Consider the following 19,087-nt stretch of genomic DNA (forward strand, 5'->3'; position numbering starts at 1 on the left):
GGGAATGGGTGAAGCGGGAAAGGTGAGCCCGGCTGCGCCGGTCTGGCCTCAGCCCGTCTCCTCAGCGGTTTTGGCTATGTTTTCGAAAGAGCGCTCACCGTGGACGGCAAGCTCAGCCAGCGCCGCTTCGCGGTTGCCGGATTCGACGAGCTCAAAGAGATGTTTGTGCCGTGCGACGTGATTCGGGAGATCTTCGTAGTACGTTTCCCGTGCGATGAGGTTCCTCGCCATGCACAGAAGCAGTTGCCGCTGAACTGATGCGTACGTCTGGTTCAGACGCTGATGGTCTGCGATCCCCACCAGCGCGTAGTGGAAATCATAACCAGCCTGCACCAGGCTTCCGCGATCCTCGTCCTGGGCGGCCCGCTCCATCTCCAGCAGGGCTTTTCTGGCCGGCTCCAGAAGGGCCCGGTCCTTGACCGGGATTCCCAGCTCGAACGCCATCCTTTCCAGAGTGGAACGGAGCGTCAGAATTTCGTAGACGTCCTTGTCGGTCAGCGTCGACACGAAGGAACCCCGGCGCGGGCGGGTGACTATCAGGCCCTCGTTTTCCAGTGTGCGAAGGGCCTCGCGCAGAGGCGGACGGCTGATATTAAGTTCTTCCGTCAGCCGTTCTTCGAGGAGACGCTCGCCCGGCCCGTATTCGCCGGCCAAGATCTTCTTCCGGATGGCGTCGGCAGCCAAAGCGACCAGGCTTGGCGGGTGTACCAACGATGTCAGGGGGCTGGAAGGCCTGCGCTGATTACCGCCGGAGTCATTCGAGAAGGTCATTGTCCGAGTTCCTTACTACTGGCTGACGGCTGATCTCGTCGTTGTGAAAGTCTCTTGCATTTTGTCTACAAGATGATGTAGACATTATCAGCAGGGAAAAACGTTAGCAAGATCACAAACCTGTCGCCTCAAACCGCCGCAAATACCCGGCCGCGGAAACAGGCATCTAACAAGGAGGTTAGCCAGTGAGAGAGCGATCCCATGAACGGAGGATCGGCTTCGTCGGCATCGGTAATTTGGGCGAGAGCATGGTTCTGAACCTGCTGGAGCGCGGGTGGGAGGTCTCGGTCCTGGACCGCGTCGCTAACCGTCTCGATCGTGTCCGCGCTGCGGGAGCAGCCGTCGCGTCTGACCTGTCTGACATCAAGGATCACGACATCATTTGCCTAGCCGTTCCCGACGATGACGCCGTCACCCAGATTGCGCTCGGCCCGTCCGGTTTGCTGGGCCATATGCAGCCGCACCAAAGTCTTGTCGTGCACAGCACCATCCTGCCGACAACTGCACAGTTACTGGCAGAACAGTTCGGCGCGGCGGGTGTCGCGTTTTTAGATGCTCCCGTCAGCGGGGGAGCCCACCGTGCACGGCGCGGGGAACTGACCCTCATGGTGGGGGCCACAAAGGAGGCACTTGCCGCTATGGCGTCGCTGTTTTCCGAGGTTGCAACGGACGTGATCCATTTGGGAGAACCAGGAGCAGGTTCGGCAACCAAGCTTGCCAATCAGCTCATGATGTTTTCCGCGCTGGCCGGAGCGCACGAGGCCCTCAGCCTCGCCGCAGCCTACGGCGTGGCCGAGACGGATGCGCTCAAGGCTTTCTCCACGAGCACCGGGGACACCTGGGTAGGCCGGAACTGGGGCTTCTTCGATGACGTGGCCGCCGAGTACAACCGGACCGGCACGCCCGTGACGGACCGGCCGTGGAGCAAAGACCTTGCCGAGGCCGTCATGGCCGCCCGGTCAGCCGAAGTAGGCGTGCCCTTCGCGGCTCTGCTGACCCAGTTACTGCCAGGCCTTGTCGAAGAACACGCCCGCCACGCCACGTTCACGCACCTGACGAAAGGTGCCACTGATGAGTGATGCCCCGGTAGCCAAGACGCTCTCGGATGTGGTCCGTCCCGATGATCTGGGGACCATCACAGACGAAGCGCCGCGGCCGATGCGCACGCCGCGCAACATGAAAAGCAAAACCAGAGAGGCGCTGGTCGCCTATGCCTTCCTCACCCCCTGGATCCTGGGCATGGTCCTGCTGACGCTCGGTCCCATGCTTTACTCCCTATACCTGTCCTTCACCAGTTACGACCTCCTCAGCGACCCCCGCTGGATAGGGTTCGCGAACTACACACAGATGTTCACGGCCGACCCCCGCTATTTGAAGTCCGTGAGCGTGACGCTAATCTACGTCGCCGTCTCCGTGCCACTGCTGCTGATCGTCTCGATGCTCCTGGCGCTGCTGCTGAACAAGAACATGAAGTTTCTCACCGGCTACCGCGCCCTGTTCTACCTTCCCTCACTCATGGGAGCCAGCGTGGCCATCGCGGCACTCTGGCGATTGGTGTTCGGCGCCGACGGCCTGGTGAACCAGGCACTGGCACTGCTGGGAATCGAACACGGCAGCTGGGTGGGCAACCCGGACGATGCGCTGACAACCATCATCACCCTGACCCTGTGGGTGTTCGGCTCCACGATGATCATCTTCCTGGCCGGGCTCCGCCAAATTCCGAAGGAACTGCACGAGGCCGCCACCATGGACGGCGCTGGCACGCTGCGACGGTTCGTCAGCGTTACCCTGCCGCTGATGACCCCGCTGATCTTCTTCAACACGCTGATGGGCACCATCCACGCCTTCCAGTCCTTCACCGGGGCATACGTCGTCAGCGGAGGAACCGGCGGCCCGGCAGACTCCACTCTCTTCTACACCTTGTACCTGTACCAGCGCGGCTTCGGTCAGCTCGACATGGGCTACGCCTCAGCCATGGCATGGGTACTCCTGGCCGTCCTCGCAGCCTTTTCCGCCTTCTTTTTCTGGACCGCTAAGTTCTGGGTCCACTATGGAGATGAAAAATGACCACCACCGCCACCGACACCGCCGCCCGGCCGAAGCCGATGCAGATCTTTCCCGCGAAGAAGGTCACCAACCCGGTGCTCGGCGCGCTCATCCGCCACACCCTGATCATCTGCTTCCTGGTGATCATGCTCTACCCGGTCATCTGGATGGTTGCCGCGTCATTCAAGCCGGAAAATGAGATTTTCAACGGCCTCGGGCTCTTCGCCTCCCGGTTCACTTTGGACAACTACGCCAGCGGGTGGAGCGCCGGAGCACTCAATTTCTCCGGCTACTTCCTGAACTCCTTCCTGGTCACCGCGCTCTCCATCGCCGGGAACCTGGCGGCGTGTTCGGTCACGGCATACGCCTTTGCCCGGCTGGAGTTTCCCGGTAAGAAGGTCCTGTTCGCACTGCTCCTGGGCACCATGCTGCTCCCATCCCAAGTGACCCTGGTGCCGCAGTACATCCTGTTCAACAAGTTGGAATGGATCAACACCTACCTCCCGCTCGTGGTGCCCCACTGGTTCGGCGTGGACGCATTCTTCATCTTCCTCATGGTCCAGTTCATCCGGACCCTGCCCCGTGAGCTGGACGAATCCGCCCGGATCGACGGCTGCGGCCATTTTCGGATCTTCACACGGATCATCCTGCCGCTGGCGATGCCGGCGATCGGCACCACCGCCATGTTCACTTTCATCAACACCTGGAATGACTTCCTGGGTCCCCTGCTCTACCTGAACCGCACGGATCTTTGGACCGTCCCGCTGGGACTGAACTCATTCCTGGACGCCACCGGCGAAAGCTCCTTCGGCGCACTGTTCGCCATGTCTGTGCTGTCCCTGGCCCCGATCGTGGGCTTCTTCATCGTTTCCCAGCGGCTCCTCCTTGAAGGCGTCGCAACCACCGGACTCAAATAAACCGAAAGGCAACACCATGAAATTCCAGCGCACTACATTCCTTGCAGGAGCCTCCGTGGCCGCACTCTTGCTCGCCGGCTGCGGCGGTGGAACCTCCGCGACCACCGGCGCCGGCGGTGCAGGCGCCGACGGCAAAGGGGAAATCAAAGGCGACATCCAGGCCTCCTGGTGGGGCGGGGAGTCCCGCAACGCGAAAACCAACAAAGTAATTGACATGTTCGTGGCCAAGAACGCCGGGGTCACCGTGGACCGTCAGTCGGCCGACTTCGCGAAGTACTTCGACAAGCTCAACGTCCAGGCAGCCAGTAAGAATCTTCCCTGCGTGGTCCAGCTGCAGGGCCGCCAGATCAATGACTACACCAAGAGAAACGTCCTGCTCCCCTTGGATCCCATGGTGGACTCCGGCGCCATTGACGTTAGCGACATCCCCAAGTCCGTAGTGGATGCAGGCCGGGGCACTGACGGCAAACTGTACTTCCTGCCCTACGGCGCAGCCTACGACGCCGTCGGCATCAACACCACGCTCGCTGAAAAAGCCGGAGCCGGCACACTCCCGGAGAACTATGACTGGCCTACCTTCACCAAATACCTGACCAAGGCCCAGGCAGGAATGCCCGAGGGCACGAATGCCGCCAACAACGGTGGCGGCCGGCCCAACTACTTCATTGCCTGGACCCAGGCGAACGGCAAGACGCTGTTCAACGACGAAGGCAAGCTCGGTTTCTCCAAAGAAGACCTGGCCCAGTACTGGACGATGTGGGACGACCTGCGGAAGGCCGGTGTCGTGGTTTCCCCCCAGAAGGCAGCCGAAGAGCCCACCGCCCCGGATCAAAGCTACCTCGCCCACGGAGAGGTGATGTCCGATACGCTTCCCGGCAATGCCCTGACACCGGCCACTAAGACGCTCAGCGGCGCCGCCCCGGGCAACACGCTCACCACACTGCCGTACCCCTCCGGCCCGAGCGGGTCCGGCAACGCACTGTACCCATCGGGTTTCGCGGTGTCCTCGAACTGCGACAATATCCCGACCGCAGCAGCGTTCATCAACTTCTTCACCAACGACCTTGAGGCAGGGAAGCTCTTCGGCTCGGATAACGGCGCAGCCACCAACACCAAGGTCCTGGACGCGCAACTGGCCGACCCGGCTATCTCCAGCACGAAGAAGCACGAGCTGGAACTCTACAAAGAAATCGTCTCAAACGAACCGCCGACCATCGTCTTTCCTCCCGGCTACCAGTCCATCTTCGAGAACTCCTTCAAACGAGCCTATGAGGAGGTGGCCTTCGAACGGATGAGCATCGATGCTGCTGCGGACAAGTTCTTCGCGGAAGCCAACGCCAAGCTGGGCCAGTAGGCCCTGGCAGGACCTGACAAAGGCCCCTGGACTACGACAGAAATGCACTGTAATGACACAGACTGAAAGCAGCAGCCCCGCCAATCAGGGCAACCCAGCCCGTCCGAAGGGTGCCCTCGACGGAATCCGGGTTCTCGATCTGACCCAGGTAATGTCCGGGCCCTTCAGCACCATGATGCTCGGTGACCTTGGAGCTGACGTGATAAAGATCGAGCAGCCCGGCTCCGGGGACCAGACTCGAAAATCGTGGGGATACGCGGTCAAAGGCGAGGATTCACGGGCATTCCTGTCTCTGAACCGGAACAAGCGCAGCGTGTGCCTGGACCTGAAGAAGGCCGAGGACCTCCAGGACTTCTACGCCCTGGCCGCCACCGCTGACGTCGTGGTGGAAAACTTCCGCCCCGGCGTCGCCAAGCGGCTCGCGGTCGATTACGACACCCTCAACGCCGTGAACCCGCGGATTATCTATGCCAGCATCTCCGGATTCGGTCAGACCGGCCCGTACGCCAACTACCCCGGCTATGACCTGATCGCCCAGGCCATGACCGGAGTGATGAGCATTACCGGGGAACCGGGCGGCGCGCCGGTCAAGTGCGGACTGCCCGTAGCAGACCTGGGAGCCGGGCTGTTCTGCACCATCGGCATCTTGGGAGCCGTCATTGCCCGTGGTCAGGACGGGCCCGGGCAGTACCTGGAAACCTCACTGTTCGAGACCGCGGTTGCGCTCTCAGTCTGGGAGTCGACCGAGTACTGGGCCACCGGAGAAGCGCCGGTGGCGCTGGGATCGGCCAACCGGATGTCCGCCCCGTACCAGGCGATTGCCACCAAGGACGGGTACGTCACCATCGGGGCGAACAACGAGAAGCTCTGGCGGAACCTGTGTCAGGCGATGGATGCCGTGCACCTGGTCCACGATGAGCGGTTCCTCAACAACAACCTGCGGATGAAACACCGGACCGAGCTGGTTGCGGTCCTGGAGCCGTACTTCGCCCAAAGGAGCACAGACGACTGGGTGGAATTGCTCCTGGCGGCCGGTGTTCCGGCCGGTCCCATCCGGAACTATGCCCAAGTGCTGGACGAGGATCCCCACGTCAAGGCCCGCGGCATGGTCGCCTCCTTCGACCACCCGGTAGAGGGCCGACTGCCCGTCCTGGCCTCACCCATCCGGCTGCAGGGCACGCCGCCCACCATTCGGAAGGCACCGCCACTTCTGGGAGCCGATACCGAGGAGATCCTCGCCGAAATCCGGGTGCCGGCTTCCCGGAGTGCCGGCTCGTGAAGACCGGGGGCACGCCCGGGCCTGCGGGTGCCGCCACGGGCAATGAGGCGGGTACAGGCAAAGGCAGAGTGACGTTTTCGGTCTCCGACCGCGTTGCGTGGGTTGAACTGTCCAACCCGGGCCGCCTGAATGCCTTCACCTGGTCGATGTACGACGAACTGGCGCTGCTGCCCGAGTACGTCAACCTTCATTCCGAGGTGCGCGCCGTGGTGTTCCGCGGTGCGGGCGGGGCTGCGTTCGCTGCTGGAACCGACATCAACCAGTTCGTTGACTTCCGGGACGGCTGCCAGGGCATCGCCTATGAGCACAGGGTGGGGGGCATTCTTGACGCCCTCTCCGGCATCAAGGTCCCCACCATCGCCGTCGTGGACGGCCCGGCCGTGGGAGCCGGGCTGGCAGTCGCCGCGGTGTGCGACATCGTCTTGGCCACCCCCGGAGCGGTGTTCGGTGCGCCGATCGCGCGCACCTTGGGGAACTGCCTGCCAGCGCCGGTGATCGCCAAGCTGCAGGGCCGGCTCGGTGTGAACCGGACCATGAAAATGCTGCTCACGGCCACCATGCTGACGGCCGAGGAGGCCTATGCCGCAGGGTTCGTGTCCCAGGTGCTCGCGCCGGGGGATATCACCGATGGACTCTCCAAAATGCTTAAACGAATCACAACGTCAGCTCCGCTGACGCTCGCCTCAGTGAAGGAAATCAGCCGCCGCCTGGAGAAATCCGGGGCGATTCCCGATTCGGATGACCTGCTCGGCCTCTGCTACGGCAGCGAAGACTTCCGCGAAGGCGTCACGGCTTTCCTCGAACACCGACATCCTGTCTGGAAAGGACAATAAGATGAGCCGCACCATAGATGCGCACCACCATTTCTGGCGAACTGCCGCCCAGGAGCAGCCGTGGCGTACCGATGCCCACGTCGCCCTCGAAGCAGACTTCGGCCCTGAAGACCTGGAAACAGAGCTGAAAACGGCGAACATCGACGCCACAGTTCTCATGCAGTCGGTGGACGAACCCGCTGAGAATGACCGGTTGGCCGAATACGCCAAAAGCGACCTCGTCGCCGGGGTCGTGGCCTGGCTGCCCCTCGCCGATCCCAACGCCGCCCTCGCCGAGCTGGACCGAATGAATCCGCTCAAGGTCTGCGGTGTTCGGACACTCATCGCCCAGGACCCCCTGGCCTGGCTGGCACGCCCGGAATCCGTTGAGCTCTTCCGGGAGATCGCGCGACGGGGCCTGGCCTGGGACGTCGTCCCCGTGACCACTGAACAGATCAGCTCCGTCCTCAAGCTCGCCGCTGCTGTGCCCGAGCTGCGGATAGTTGTAGACCACCTTGGCCGCCCCCCGCTGGACACAGGAGGATGGCAGCCCTGGGCCAATCACCTCAAAGAGCTCGCAGCATGTCCCAGCGTCGCCGTGAAAGTCTCAGTCGGCATTGACGTCCTCACCACGTGGAAATCCTGGCAGCGCGAGGACTTGGTCCCATACGTCAAATGGGTGGCCGAACACTTCGGTCCGTCCCGCCTGATGATGGCAAGCAACTGGCCCGTCATCCTACTCAAAGCCGACTACCAACGAGCGTGGCAGGACCTCTCGTCCACTATCCGGGAAGTCTTTCCCGATGAAGCGGACCAGGCCCTCCTCAAGGGCGGCACAGCCGAAAAATGGTACTCGCTACCGGTTCCCGCCACCGCCGCGCCCACGACCGGCTAGACCCAAGTTCTCCACCCAAAGACCAGCACAACCACAAAAATAGAAAACAAGGAGCATTTCCCAATGACCACGACCGCTCACACGCCTTTCTCCTACGCCCAGGCCGATCCGAAAAACCTCGGCAGCCTCTACCAGCACTTGAGGGTCTGCGACGTCGTCGACGCCCTGGACGGCATCGGGTACTTCAACATCGGCCTGATGGACCCCGAAGTCCGCCCTCTCTGGCTAGGCATGAACTTCTGGGGAGAAGCGGCGACCATCCGCTGCGTCCCGTCGAATAAGCCCATGTGGAAGCTGGACACCACCGAAGACATCGTCGCTGCCCACGGCCGTTGGTTCGCTGAAACCTCCCATGCCCGACTCCCTGAAGACCTCAAGCCAGGCCACGTTGTGGTTATGGACGCCGGCGGCGGGCCCGAAGTCGGATTCTGGGGCTCGGAAAACGCAATGGCAACCGTCCTCGGCGGCGCTGTCGGCATCATCACTGACGGCTACTGCCGCGACACTGCCGAGGTCGCAGCCCAGCGCAGCCCCGTAGTCGCCCGCCACCGCGGGCGCACCATCATCCCGGGCCGTATCCAGGCGATCGAGACGCAGACCACCATTGCCTGCGGCGGCGTGCAGGTCAATCCCGGAGACATCGTCGGCGCCGATGACGACGGCGTCGTAGTCGTACCGGCACACGTCGCACAGGAGGTCGCCGTGCACGCCCGTGCCATCCTGCTCGCCGATATGGCCGCACGCAAGAAGCACTACGCCAACCTGGGCTACCGCCCGGACAGCAGCGTGGACATCGACGCCATCGAAGCATACTTCGCCAACGTCTAATAAGCGCGTGCCCGCTGAACACACATCAGCGAATTCGTGATGGGAGTGCCCCGGTCAAACAGGCCGGGGCACTCCCATCGCAGAAGCGTCCCGGACCGCCTACGGCATCGTCCGTAGGCAACAATGAAAAGGAATCCCGTGTCTTACTCACTTCAGCTCTACACCCTGCGCGATGCCATCCAGGAAGACCTGCCCGGCACCATCCGGAAGGTAGCTGAGATCGGCTTCACCCAGGTTGAGCCCTATAACTTTGTGGCCACGGCCAAGGAGCTCGGCGCCGCGCTGAAGGAGAACGGCCTCACCGCGCCGTCCGGCCACGCACCGCTGCTCAGCCAGGATCAGGACGAGATCTTTGCCGCTGCCAAGGAACTGGGCATCAGCACCGTCATCGACCCGTTCCTGCCGGCCGAGCATTGGCAGAAGGCCGAGGACATCCAGGCCACGGCTGCGAAACTCAACGCGGCAGCGAAGAAGGGCGCCGAATACGGCATCCGCGTCGGATACCACAACCACGCCTGGGAACTGGAGTCCAGCATCGAGGGCCGCACGGCGCTCGAATACTTCGCCGACCTCCTCGACCCCGAACTGGTCCTGGAAGTGGACACCTACTGGGTTGCCGTCGGCGGCCAGGACCCCGTGGACATCCTGACAAAACTCGGGGATCGGGTGAAGTTCATCCACATCAAGGACGGCCCGCTCAACACCGACACCAAGGCGCAGCAGCCCGCCGGCCAGGGCAAGATCGCGGTCTGGGATGTCATCGGCGCCGCCGAGTCCCTGGAAGTGGGCGTGGTGGAGTTTGACGACTACTCCGGAGACATCTTCGACGGCATCGCCCAGAGCCTGGCGTTCCTGAACACCGAGGCAAGCGAAGGAGCGCGGGCATGAGCACCTCCACGAAGAGAGGCCCGGTGGGCGTCGCCGTCATCGGCGCCGGCAACATCAGCAAGCAGTACCTGGACAACCTGACGGTGTTCCCGGACCTGAAGGTCCACGTCATCGCCGACCTGTTCGAGGACGCCGCGGCCGCCCGGGCAAAGGAATACGGAATCGCCGAGTCCGGCGGGGTGGACGCGGCCCTGAACCATCCCGACGTCGAAATCATCGTCAACCTGACCATCCCGGCCGCGCACGTGGAGGTAGCCACCGCGGCCGTCAACGCCGGCAAGCACGTCTGGACCGAGAAGCCGTTCTCGCTGGACCGCGAATCCGGGCTGGGGCTGCTCAAGGCCGCCGACGCCGCGGGGCTGCGGCTCGGCTGCGCCCCGGACACGTTCCTCGGCGCGGGGCTGCAGACCGCCCGGCGGATCATCGAACGCGGCGACATCGGCACCCCGCTGACCGCCATGACCACATTCCAGACCCCCGGCCCGGAGTCCTGGCACCCGAACCCGGCGTTCCTCTTCCAGTACGGCGCCGGTCCCCTGTTCGACATGGGCCCGTATTACCTCACCGCTCTGGTCCAGACCTTCGGGTCCGTCCGCAAGGTGGCGGCGATCGGTTCCAAGTCCAAGGAAGTCCGGGTCATCGGTTCCGGCCCCAAACTGGGCGAGGAATTCACGGTCGAGGTCCCCACCCATGTGTCCGCGATGGCCCAGTTCGAGGGCGGCCAGTCCTCGCACAGCGTCTTCTCCTTCGAGTCGCCGCGGCAGCGGATGGGCTTCGTGGAGATCACCGGCACGGAAGCCACCATCTCCCTCCCGGACCCCAACTATTTCGACGGCGACGTGCGGCTCTGGCGCGCCGGGGATGAAGAGTGGACCGTCATTCCCGCCACCGGCCCGTCCAACGGCCGCGGCATGGGTGTGCTGGACATGGCCCGGTCCATCCGGGCCGGGGTTCCGCACCGCGCCACCGGCAACCTCGCCTACCACGTGCTGGACACCATGGTCTCGATTTCCGAATCCGTGGAATCCGGCACGTTTGTCAACGTCGAAAGCTCCGCGCCCGCGTCCCCGGCCCTCCCCGAGGACTGGAACCCCACCGCTTCCACTCTCTAGGAATCACGCAATGGACTCCCCCGAAAGCACGGACGGCACCAACCCGGACAACCCGCCGCTGGGTGTCGCGATGATCGGCTACGCGTTCATGGGCAAGGCCCACTCGAACGCCTGGCGCAACGTGGCCTCGTACTTCGACGTCCCGGCTTTCGAGCAAAAAGTGCTCGTGGGCCGGGACGCCGGGCAGGTCGCGGCGGCCGCGCAGAAGTACGGCTGGGCCGAGTCGGCGACGGACTGGCGTTCGGTCCTTGACCGGGACGACATCCACGTCGTGGATATCTGCGCGCCGGGCTGGATGCATGCCGAGATTGCCATCGCGGCACTCGAGGCCGGCAAACATGTCCTGGTCGAGAAGCCGCTGGCCAACACCCTGGCCGAAGCCGAAACCATGGCGGACGCTGCCCGGTCCGCCCGGGATCGCGGCGTGCAGTCGATGATCGGTTTCAACTACCGGCGGGTCCCGGCCCTGGCCCTCGCGAAGGAACTCATCACCGAAGGCCGGCTCGGGACGGTCCGGCACGTCCGCGCCGCCTACCTGCAGGACTGGCTGGTGGACGCCGACTCCCCCATGACGTGGCGGCTGAACAAGGAAACCGCCGGGTCCGGGGCGCTGGGCGACATCGCCTCCCACGCGATCGACCAGGTCATGTTCCTGCTCGGCGGCACGGTCACCGAGGTGTCCGGCCGGCTGCACACCTTCGTCTCCCACCGCCCCGGAGCGGACGGGCCGGAAGAGGTAACGGTCGACGACGCCGCCTGGGCCACGCTGACCCTGGACACCGGGACCATCGCCTCGGTGGAGGTCTCCCGCATGGCCACCGGGCAAAAGAACTCGCTCAAACTGGAGATCTACGGGGACAAGGGCTCCCTGCTTTTCGACCTTGAAGCCATCAACGAACTAGGCTTCCTCGACGCCACCGTTCCCGTCCGGGAGCAGGGGTTCCGGCGCATCCTGGTCAATGAACCCGAGCACCCGTACATGGCCGCCTGGTGGCCGCAAGGCCACGTGATCGGCTGGGAACACACCTTCACGCACGAGATCCGGGACTTCCTGGCCGCAATCGACGGCGGCACCCCGCCGTCGCCGTCGTTCGAGGACGGACTGGCCGTCCAGCGCGTGCTGGCCGCCATCGAAGAATCCGCCAACGCCAAGTCCTCCATCATCCAGCTCGCCACTTCCCCCGTCCCCGCCATTGAAGGAGCCTGACATGCCCCGCCCGTACACCCTGTTCACCGGCCAGTGGGCCGACCTCCCCTTCGAGGAAGTCGCGAAGCTGGCCTCCGGCTGGGGCTACGACGGCCTCGAAATCGCCGTCTCCGGGGACCACCTCGACGCCTGGCGCTGGGACGAACCCGGCTACGTCGAGTCCAAGCTCGCCGTCCTTCAGAAGTACAACCTGAAGGTCTGGGCCATCTCCAACCACCTCAAGGGCCAGGCCGTCTGCGATGACCCCATCGACTTCCGCCACGAAGCGATCGTCGGATCCAAGGTCTGGGGCGACGGCGACCCCGAAGGCGTCCGCCAACGCGCCGCCGAAGAAATGAAACACACCGCCCGGCTCGCCAAAGCCCTCGGTGTGGACACCGTCGTCGGATTCACCGGCTCCTCCATCTGGCAGTACGTCGCGATGTTCCCGCCCGTCCCCGAAAAGGTCATTCAGGCCGGGTACCAGGACTTCGCGGACCGCTGGAACCCCATCCTGGACGTCTTCGACGAACAAGGAGTCCGCTTCGCCCACGAAGTCCACCCCTCCGAAATCGCCTACGACTACTGGACCACCGTCCGCACCCTCGAAGCGATCGGCCACCGTCCCGCGTTCGGGCTGAACTGGGACCCGTCCCACTTCATGTGGCAGGGCATCGACCCCGTCTCCTTCATCTGGGACTTCAAGGACCGGATCTACCACGTGGACTGCAAGGACACCAAGCTCCGCCCCACCGGCCGGAACACCGTCATGGGCTCCCACCTGCCCTGGGGCGACCCGCGCCGCGGCTGGGACTTCGTCTCCGCAGGACGCGGCGATGTCCCTTGGGAATCGTCCTTCCGCGCCCTGACCGCCATCGGCTACAACGGCCCCATCTCGGTCGAATGGGAAGACGCCGGCATGGACCGCCTCCACGGCGCCCCCGAAGCCCTCGCCGCCCTGGAAAAGTTCGACTTCCCCGCGTCCCAAACCAGCTTCGACGCCGCGTTCCTGTCTGACGATTAGGACCACGCATGTGACCTGCACACAAGTGGCCCAGACGCGAGATGGTGTCCGCCTTGGGCCAAGGTATAGGGGCCTGGCCCGTCCTTAAGGAAGAGGTCCATTGACGGTGACCCTTGGATGCCGTGAGGGAGAACGGAACCATTCTGTGCGTCGGTTATGGCAGCAGTACGGTTCCGCCGGGTGGTGGGAAATCGCCCGACGATGCCAGGATCAGGCCCCTGATTCCAGACTTTGGAATGACTGCCTTCCGTTTGCCTTCTCCCGACCTTGTAAATAGGCATGCCTCGGTGGGTTGACGAAACGTCCACCATCGACGTTCACGTCCAGTTGGAAAAGCACCCGCGGGAGTGGAAGTGAAGGAGCCTGCGCTCAGGAAGCCCTATAAATAGCGCCCTAAATAGATGACGCTGCTGGCCGCCGTCGTGAGAAGATGGTAGCGTTCCCAATTTGTCACTTTGAAGGGTTGTCCGTGTCCCGATCGCCTCTTCATGCAGCTACGATTATCGATGTCGCCCTCCGGGCCGGGGTTTCCAAGTCCACTGCAGCAAGGGCTTTAGCTGGTTATGGGTCAGTGAGCGGGAAGGCCCGGCAAAGGGTCGAAGAGGCTGCGAGGGAACTCGGCTATCAGCCTAATAGCCTTGCCAGGAGCATGATAACCGGACAGACCAACACTGTTGGCGTTGTGATTCCTGATATCAGCAGCCACTTCTTTGCTAATGCACTACGAGGCATTTCCACGGCCGCCCGTGAAGCAGGATATGAGTTATTGCTTAGCAGCACGGATGGTGATCTCGGTTTGGAGAGAAGAGCAGTTGACCTGCTGGCAGCAAAACGTGTGGACGCAATCATTGTTGCTCCCGTATCTACCGAGGACACCGCTCACTTAGAGAAGCTCGCCGAGCAGGGCATTGCTGTTGCGTTGCTTGACAGGCCAGCACCACAGGTAAAGACGGCATCGTACGTTTCTGTTGATCACATAGGGGCTTCGAGCATGGCGGTGAACCATCTTTTGGACCTCGGGCACCGGCAAATTGGAATCGTGACCGAGGCAGTAATGCCTTCCGGTTGGCAGGAAGCAGTGGACTCGGGAGATGCCCTCTCGCTGCGCCCCAGCGCGGCGCGCCTCGTCGGATACCGAAATGCTTTGCGGGGGGCCGGTATACGGTTTCGAGACGAGTATGTAGCTCACAGCGCGTACTCAAAGAGTGCCGCTCGGGCGGCCACTGAGCGCTTGCTGAACGAGCATCCCGAGATTACGGCAATCTATTGCACCGATAGTGAGCTCAGCGCGGGTTCTTTCGCCGCGTTGCAGGATCTGGAGATATCGTGTCCGGGCAGCATCTCCCTCATCGGTTTCGATGATCAGGACTGGGCGACCCTCGTTCGTCCACGCCTCACCGTGGTTGAACAGCCCAATTACCAGTTGGGGATGGCATCAGCGGAAGAGGCCATCGGGGCAATTGCTGATCCTGGGGGTACCCGGCGGAATCGGACATTGAGTGGCCGATTGATCGTACGAGATTCAACAGGCCGGCCGCGCCCGCGCTGACCGGCCTGTTGCCTGGTGTGTCCGTCAGGCGCGAGAGACCTCGTTTGCTGACATGGCCCTGCGTTCTATTGTCCTGCGTCGCTGCTCCCGTGGATCAGGAATAGGTGCGGCGGCGATCAACCCTCGGGTATATGCCTGCTGAGGCTGTTTCAGCACCTGACTGATTGAACCAGACTCGACAATCGTTCCGTTCCTCATGACGGCGACCTTGGAAGCAAGACTCTCAACGACAGCGAGGTCGTGGCTGATGAATAGGCAGGAGAAGCCCATTCTCCCCTGAAGTTCGAGGAGGATCTCCAGAACCTTGGCCTGCACTGAGACGTCCAAAGCGGACGTGGGCTCATCAGCGACCAGCAGTTCGGGTTCCAGCGAAATCGCTCTTGCAATTCCTATGCGCTGACGCTGACCTCCGGAGAGTTCATGCGGGAACCTTTCGTACCATGCAGCGGGCAGTTCGACGCTGTCAAGGAGTTCACCAACACGCTTCCGAACCTCCTTGCCCGAAGTCAGATCGCCGTGAAGGCGGAGCGGTTCGGCGATGCTGTCGCCGATGCTGGCTCGGGGATTCAGAGACGAGGCGGGGTCTTGGAAGACGATGCCGAAGCGTTTCCGAAGCGGTCGAATGCTTCGGCTGGAAAGCTGGGAAATGTCATGCCCGCAGACGCTGAGTTCGCCTTCGGTGGCTTTGAGCAGGCCCACCGCGCATCGGCCTACGGTAGATTTTCCTGACCCTGATTCCCCCACGAGACCCAGGATTTCTCCGCGGTGCACTTCGAAGCTGACGTTTTGAACCGCTCTAAAGCCCCGCCGGCCTAGTCGGCCCGGATATTCCACAACGAGATCCTTCGCGCTTAGGACGACATCGTGCTGGGGTTCAGCGATAGCTGACACGCTGACTGGCGTGACTCCTTCACTGATGCTTAGGCGTGGCACTGCTGCCAGGAGTTTGCGGGTATACGCGTGGCGTGGGTCATCGAAGAGATCGTTAACGAAGGCCTCTTCAACTACCTTTCCCTTTTTCATGACAATTACTCGGTCGGCGATGTCGGCCACGACACCCATGTCGTGGGTGATGAATACGACGGCCATGCCGGTTCTTTGTTGGATGTCTTTGATGAGGTCGAGTATTTCTGCCTGCACAGTGACGTCCAAGGCAGTTGTGGGTTCATCGGCAATGAGTACTTTAGGATCACAAATCAGGGCCATGGCAATCATGGCTCTTTGTCGTTGCCCCCCGGAGAGCTGATGAGGGTACTGCTTGGCGCGGCGGGCGGGTTCGGGCATGCCGACACGCTCGAGCATGTCGACTGCGAGTTGGTGTGCCTCTTTTGCGCTGACTGTACGGTGGGCCCGCAGTGCTGCACTGATTTGGTGGCCGATCGTGTAGACCGGGTTCATCGCGGTCATGGGCTCTTGGAAGATCATTGCGGCGTCGTCACCGCGGAGGGCCTGCATTTCGGCTTCTGTAGCCGACAATACGTCCGTCCCTGCAGTCGTGATGGACCCGGTGACGTTGGCTGTGTCAGGCAGCAGCCGCAGGGAGGCTAGGCTTGAGACGCTTTTCCCGGAGCCGGACTCCCCGACGACGGCAAGGATTTCTCCTGCGTAGACGTCGAAGGAGACATCCTTGATTGCCTGGACACGTTCGCCGCCGATTTTGAAATCTACCGATACTTCCCGGATTGCCAGAACGGGCCGCTCTTCCCGGGGCGGGCAACGCCTGACAGCCTCCATCGACAGGTCTTCGCTGGTGTTGTTACTCATGTCAGTCCTCGCAAGTAGTCGATGCCTTCGGTGACCATTGCCTTCTCCGTGCAGAGGTGGCGCCAGGTGTTGGATTTTGCTGCGATGTTTGCATGGGCGGGCGTGAACGCTTCAAAGGTCAGCCAACCGTCGAAGTCCACGGCTCGAAGCGATTCCATCACTTCCACCCATGGGATGTGCCCGCTGCCCAGGAGCCCGCGGTGGCTTTCGCCGAGTTGCACATAACCCAGGCGCGTACCGGCATCCAGGATCCCTTGCGGTACAGAGGCTTCCTCAATGTTCATGTGGAACGTGTCCAGTTGAATTTTGATGTGCGAAGAACCGACGCGGTCGATAAGGGCACGTGCCTGCTCTGCAGTATTGAGCACATAGCCGAGGTAACGGCTGGTCGCTTCGATGCTGACTGTGACGTCCAGGGCTTGGGCCACGGCTGATACTTCAGATAGCCCCTCCGCCGCCCTTTCGAGCTCGGCCGGGGTTACGGGCCGTCCGGAGAAAACCCTGCCCGCCGCCGAGAGAACACCCCCGATTTTGGTCGCGCCAATATCAGCTGCTGCGTGCACGGCGCTGGTGATGTGCTCAACTCCGGCTCGGCGAACTGCGGGGTCAGGACTCACCAGATTGTTCTCGGCAGTGAGCACGACACCAAGCGTCCACTCCACGCCGTGCCGGGCCCCGGCCTTCTTCAGGTCCTGTGTGGGAAGCGTTGAGGCGAGGTCCGTATGGACTTCTATGCCGTCCGCGCCCCACGAGGCAGCCGTGGCGGCCAGCTCATCAATAGTTTGCCTATCAATATCATCAACGATCATGAAGCTGTGGACACCGAATTTCACGCGCGGACCTCGGCCAGCGCGGCGGCTTTCGGGCGTGCTGCCTTGCGGCTGCGTGGGTCCAGCCAGTCTCGAAGGGCGTCTCCGAGGACACTGAAGGACAAGATGGTGGCCACTACCGCGATGGCAGGTGCCAGAAGCAGGTCCGGATTGGAAGCCATGAACCGCTGGCCCTCGGCCACCATGAGTCCCCAGGAAGCTGTTGGCGGTACTACGCCGAGACCGAGAAAGCTCAGGCCGGATTCCAGCAGGATGGCGGAAGCAAGGGTGAGGGACATTTGCACTGCTATGGGAGACATGATGTTGGGCAGAACCACCCGGAGGAGGATTCTGTGCGTTGGCGCTCCCATGGCTTTAGCCGCTTCGACGTATTCGGCGTGTTTGACGCCTACAACCTGTCCGTAGGTGATGCGCGCGAAGTTCGGCGCGAAAAGCAGCCCCATGACCACGATCAGTGTCATGACACCGGACCCGTAAATTGTCACTATGAGAAGTGCCAGGATGATGGGCGGGAAAGCCAGGATTACGTCGGTCAGACGCATGGTGACTGTTTCGATGAGCCGACCGAAGTAGCCGCCCATGAGGCCAAGAAAGGTGCCAAAGGTACAGGCAAACAGCGTCGCTCCGAGTGCTACGACGATTTCTATCCGCGCCCCGTAGATGAGCCTTGAGAGGCTGTCTCGGCCGAACTGGTCGGTTCCGAGGGGATGCCCGGGAGTCCCGATCGGGCGCAGCTTGTTCGCAACATCCTGAGCGATAGGATCGTGCGGCGCAAATAGGGGTGCGAACAGGGCAATGGCGACAACCGCGACCACGACCGCCAGCGCGATGTAGCGCAGGGGAGTCGCGTGCTCGTGGAACCGCTTAAGGAATGCGGTCATGATGTTCTCACTCTCGGGTCGAGCATGCCGTACGAGATGTCGACGATGATGTTGATAAGGATGAATATCACCGAGATGACGATGACGATCCCTTGCACGACTGGGTAGTCCCGCTGCAGGACTGCCTCGACAAGTAGCCCGCTAAGCCCGGGCCAGTTGAAGATTCGCTCTACCAGGACGGTTGAGCCGAGCAGGGTTCCCACTTGAAGGCCGACAACTGTGACCACGGGATTCAGCGAACCCCGCAGGACGTGTTTCCTGAACACGGTGGGGCGGCTAAGGCCGATGGCTTTAGCTGTGCGGACATAATCCAGCCCGATGACTTCCAGGACGGCCGATCGGGTCATCCTCGAGACCACTGAAATGATCCCGAAAGACAAGGCCACAGCGGGAAGCAGGACCCGTTGAATGTGACCGGCGAGGTCGGCGTCGGGAGCCCGATAGCCCCCGGCGGGAAACCATCCTAGCTTGAGCGAGAAAGCGAGGACTAGGACCGTACCGATGACGTACACGGGGACCGATATGCCTGTGCTGGTAACCAAGTTGATGGCGGCGTCGATGACGCCACCGCGCCTGGCGGCAAGGCTGCCGAGTGGAATACCGATGGCGAGAGCCAGTAGTACGGCCACCGCGACGAGCTCCAGGGTGCGCGGCAACCGTTCCGCGACTGCTGCTGTCACAGGGCTGTTGTCGCGGAAGGACGATCCGAGATCGCCGCTCAGGATGCCTGAGAGGTACTGCACGTACTGGGCCCAGAGGCTCTGGTCGAGGCCGAGCTCTGAGCGGACTTTCGCCAGAGCCTCCGGGCTGGCGGCACCCCCTCCTTCGCCGGTCAGAATAATCTCCGCAGGGTCACCAGGGACCATGTGAAGCGAAAGGAAGATCAAGGTGAGGACGACGAAGGCCAGGAACAGGCCTAGAAAACATCGTTTCAACACGAATCTCAGCAAG

Annotated in this window: 18 protein-coding genes; 13 read left to right on the forward strand and 5 right to left on the reverse strand. The window is 62.4% G+C overall.

Features of this window, described 5'->3' with window-relative positions:
* Positions 1 to 48: 48 nt before the first annotated feature.
* On the reverse strand, positions 49 to 684 hold the full coding sequence (locus ACSQ12_RS09175; protein WP_436065133.1) for a GntR family transcriptional regulator: 636 nt from the start codon (positions 682 to 684) through the stop codon (positions 49 to 51).
* A 272-nt stretch (positions 685 to 956) separates the two neighbouring features.
* On the opposite strand from ACSQ12_RS09175, the gene ACSQ12_RS09180 reads away from it, so the two are divergent.
* The 13 genes from ACSQ12_RS09180 to ACSQ12_RS09240 all read left to right on the forward strand — a co-directional run bounded on the left by ACSQ12_RS09180 (position 957) and on the right by ACSQ12_RS09240 (position 14,661).
* A complete protein-coding gene (locus ACSQ12_RS09180; protein WP_436065134.1) occupies positions 957 to 1,850 on the forward strand; it encodes an NAD(P)-dependent oxidoreductase in 894 nt (297 codons plus the stop codon).
* Complete coding sequence (locus tag ACSQ12_RS09185) at positions 1,843 to 2,838, forward strand: carbohydrate ABC transporter permease (protein ID WP_436065135.1); 996 nt, start codon at positions 1,843 to 1,845, stop codon at positions 2,836 to 2,838. The genes ACSQ12_RS09180 and ACSQ12_RS09185 overlap by 8 nt, the downstream gene beginning before the upstream one ends.
* Entirely contained in the window at positions 2,835 to 3,734 is a 900-nt protein-coding gene (locus tag ACSQ12_RS09190) for a carbohydrate ABC transporter permease (protein ID WP_436065136.1), read from the forward strand. Before ACSQ12_RS09185 ends, ACSQ12_RS09190 begins: the two co-directional genes overlap by 4 nt.
* Positions 3,735 to 3,750: 16 nt before the next feature.
* Positions 3,751 to 5,088, forward strand: coding sequence for an ABC transporter substrate-binding protein (locus ACSQ12_RS09195; protein WP_436065137.1), 1,338 nt, complete (start codon positions 3,751 to 3,753; stop codon positions 5,086 to 5,088).
* A 52-nt stretch (positions 5,089 to 5,140) separates the two neighbouring features.
* The gene (locus ACSQ12_RS09200; protein WP_436065138.1) at positions 5,141 to 6,367 is read left to right on the forward strand and encodes a CaiB/BaiF CoA transferase family protein; all 1,227 of its coding nucleotides are present in this window, start codon (positions 5,141 to 5,143) and stop codon (positions 6,365 to 6,367) included.
* A 68-nt stretch (positions 6,368 to 6,435) separates the two neighbouring features.
* Positions 6,436 to 7,200, forward strand: coding sequence for an enoyl-CoA hydratase (locus ACSQ12_RS09205; RefSeq protein ID WP_436065139.1), 765 nt, complete (start codon positions 6,436 to 6,438; stop codon positions 7,198 to 7,200).
* A 1-nt stretch (position 7,201) separates the two neighbouring features.
* Positions 7,202 to 8,074: an amidohydrolase family protein gene (locus ACSQ12_RS09210; protein ID WP_436065140.1), complete on the forward strand. Its 873-nt coding sequence runs from the start codon at positions 7,202 to 7,204 to the stop codon at positions 8,072 to 8,074.
* Positions 8,075 to 8,137: 63 nt separating this feature from the next.
* A complete protein-coding gene (locus ACSQ12_RS09215; protein WP_436065141.1) occupies positions 8,138 to 8,902 on the forward strand; it encodes an RraA family protein in 765 nt (254 codons plus the stop codon).
* Positions 8,903 to 9,040: 138 nt separating this feature from the next.
* Positions 9,041 to 9,790, forward strand: coding sequence for a sugar phosphate isomerase/epimerase family protein (locus ACSQ12_RS09220; protein ID WP_436065142.1), 750 nt, complete (start codon positions 9,041 to 9,043; stop codon positions 9,788 to 9,790).
* Complete coding sequence (locus ACSQ12_RS09225) at positions 9,787 to 10,902, forward strand: Gfo/Idh/MocA family protein (RefSeq protein WP_436065143.1); 1,116 nt, start codon at positions 9,787 to 9,789, stop codon at positions 10,900 to 10,902. The genes ACSQ12_RS09220 and ACSQ12_RS09225 overlap by 4 nt, the downstream gene beginning before the upstream one ends.
* 10 nt (positions 10,903 to 10,912) lie before the next feature.
* Positions 10,913 to 12,109, forward strand: a complete 1,197-nt coding sequence (locus tag ACSQ12_RS09230) for a Gfo/Idh/MocA family protein (protein WP_436065144.1) — start codon at positions 10,913 to 10,915, stop codon at positions 12,107 to 12,109.
* A 1-nt stretch (position 12,110) separates the two neighbouring features.
* Complete coding sequence (locus ACSQ12_RS09235) at positions 12,111 to 13,112, forward strand: sugar phosphate isomerase/epimerase family protein (protein ID WP_436065145.1); 1,002 nt, start codon at positions 12,111 to 12,113, stop codon at positions 13,110 to 13,112.
* Positions 13,113 to 13,542: 430 nt separating this feature from the next.
* Positions 13,543 to 14,661 (forward strand): LacI family DNA-binding transcriptional regulator, encoded by a 1,119-nt coding sequence (locus ACSQ12_RS09240; RefSeq protein ID WP_436065146.1) that lies wholly within the window; start codon positions 13,543 to 13,545, stop codon positions 14,659 to 14,661.
* A gap of 24 nt (positions 14,662 to 14,685) precedes the next feature.
* On the opposite strand, the gene ACSQ12_RS09245 is transcribed toward ACSQ12_RS09240, so the two are convergent.
* From ACSQ12_RS09245 to ACSQ12_RS09260, 4 genes are read right to left on the reverse strand one after another with little or no spacing between them, the layout of a single operon-like run.
* Positions 14,686 to 16,425, reverse strand: coding sequence for an ABC transporter ATP-binding protein (locus ACSQ12_RS09245; RefSeq protein WP_436065147.1), 1,740 nt, complete (start codon positions 16,423 to 16,425; stop codon positions 14,686 to 14,688).
* Positions 16,422 to 17,258 (reverse strand): sugar phosphate isomerase/epimerase family protein, encoded by an 837-nt coding sequence (locus ACSQ12_RS09250; protein WP_436065148.1) that lies wholly within the window; start codon positions 17,256 to 17,258, stop codon positions 16,422 to 16,424. Before ACSQ12_RS09250 ends, ACSQ12_RS09245 begins: the two co-directional genes overlap by 4 nt.
* Complete coding sequence (locus ACSQ12_RS09255) at positions 17,255 to 18,136, reverse strand: ABC transporter permease (RefSeq protein ID WP_436065149.1); 882 nt, start codon at positions 18,134 to 18,136, stop codon at positions 17,255 to 17,257. Before ACSQ12_RS09255 ends, ACSQ12_RS09250 begins: the two co-directional genes overlap by 4 nt.
* On the reverse strand, positions 18,133 to 19,086 hold the full coding sequence (locus ACSQ12_RS09260) for an ABC transporter permease (RefSeq protein WP_436065150.1): 954 nt from the start codon (positions 19,084 to 19,086) through the stop codon (positions 18,133 to 18,135). The genes ACSQ12_RS09255 and ACSQ12_RS09260 overlap by 4 nt, the downstream gene beginning before the upstream one ends.
* Between the last annotated feature and the right edge of the window lies 1 nt (position 19,087).

Origin of the sequence: Arthrobacter sp. LjRoot14 (assembly GCF_964253905.1) — a bacterium.
In the GTDB taxonomy this organism is placed as follows: Bacteria; Actinomycetota; Actinomycetes; order Actinomycetales; family Micrococcaceae; genus Arthrobacter.

Excerpts from the sequence above, each read along its gene's own strand:
- ACSQ12_RS09195 (WP_436065137.1), top strand. The coding sequence starts at position 3,751 with ATGAAATTCCAGCGCACTACATTCCTTGCAGGAGCCTCCGTGGCCGCA.
- ACSQ12_RS09235 (WP_436065145.1), top strand. The coding sequence starts at position 12,111 with ATGCCCCGCCCGTACACCCTGTTCACCGGCCAGTGGGCCGACCTCCCC.
- ACSQ12_RS09215 (WP_436065141.1), top strand. The coding sequence starts at position 8,138 with ATGACCACGACCGCTCACACGCCTTTCTCCTACGCCCAGGCCGATCCG.
- ACSQ12_RS09210 (WP_436065140.1), top strand. The coding sequence starts at position 7,202 with ATGAGCCGCACCATAGATGCGCACCACCATTTCTGGCGAACTGCCGCC.
- ACSQ12_RS09230 (WP_436065144.1), top strand. The coding sequence starts at position 10,913 with ATGGACTCCCCCGAAAGCACGGACGGCACCAACCCGGACAACCCGCCG.
- ACSQ12_RS09240 (WP_436065146.1), top strand. The coding sequence starts at position 13,543 with ATGGTAGCGTTCCCAATTTGTCACTTTGAAGGGTTGTCCGTGTCCCGA.
- ACSQ12_RS09190 (WP_436065136.1), top strand. The coding sequence starts at position 2,835 with ATGACCACCACCGCCACCGACACCGCCGCCCGGCCGAAGCCGATGCAG.
- ACSQ12_RS09245 (WP_436065147.1), bottom strand. The coding sequence starts at position 16,425 with ATGAGTAACAACACCAGCGAAGACCTGTCGATGGAGGCTGTCAGGCGT.
- ACSQ12_RS09185 (WP_436065135.1), top strand. The coding sequence starts at position 1,843 with ATGAGTGATGCCCCGGTAGCCAAGACGCTCTCGGATGTGGTCCGTCCC.
- ACSQ12_RS09200 (WP_436065138.1), top strand. The coding sequence starts at position 5,141 with ATGACACAGACTGAAAGCAGCAGCCCCGCCAATCAGGGCAACCCAGCC.
- ACSQ12_RS09225 (WP_436065143.1), top strand. The coding sequence starts at position 9,787 with ATGAGCACCTCCACGAAGAGAGGCCCGGTGGGCGTCGCCGTCATCGGC.
- ACSQ12_RS09255 (WP_436065149.1), bottom strand. The coding sequence starts at position 18,136 with ATGACCGCATTCCTTAAGCGGTTCCACGAGCACGCGACTCCCCTGCGC.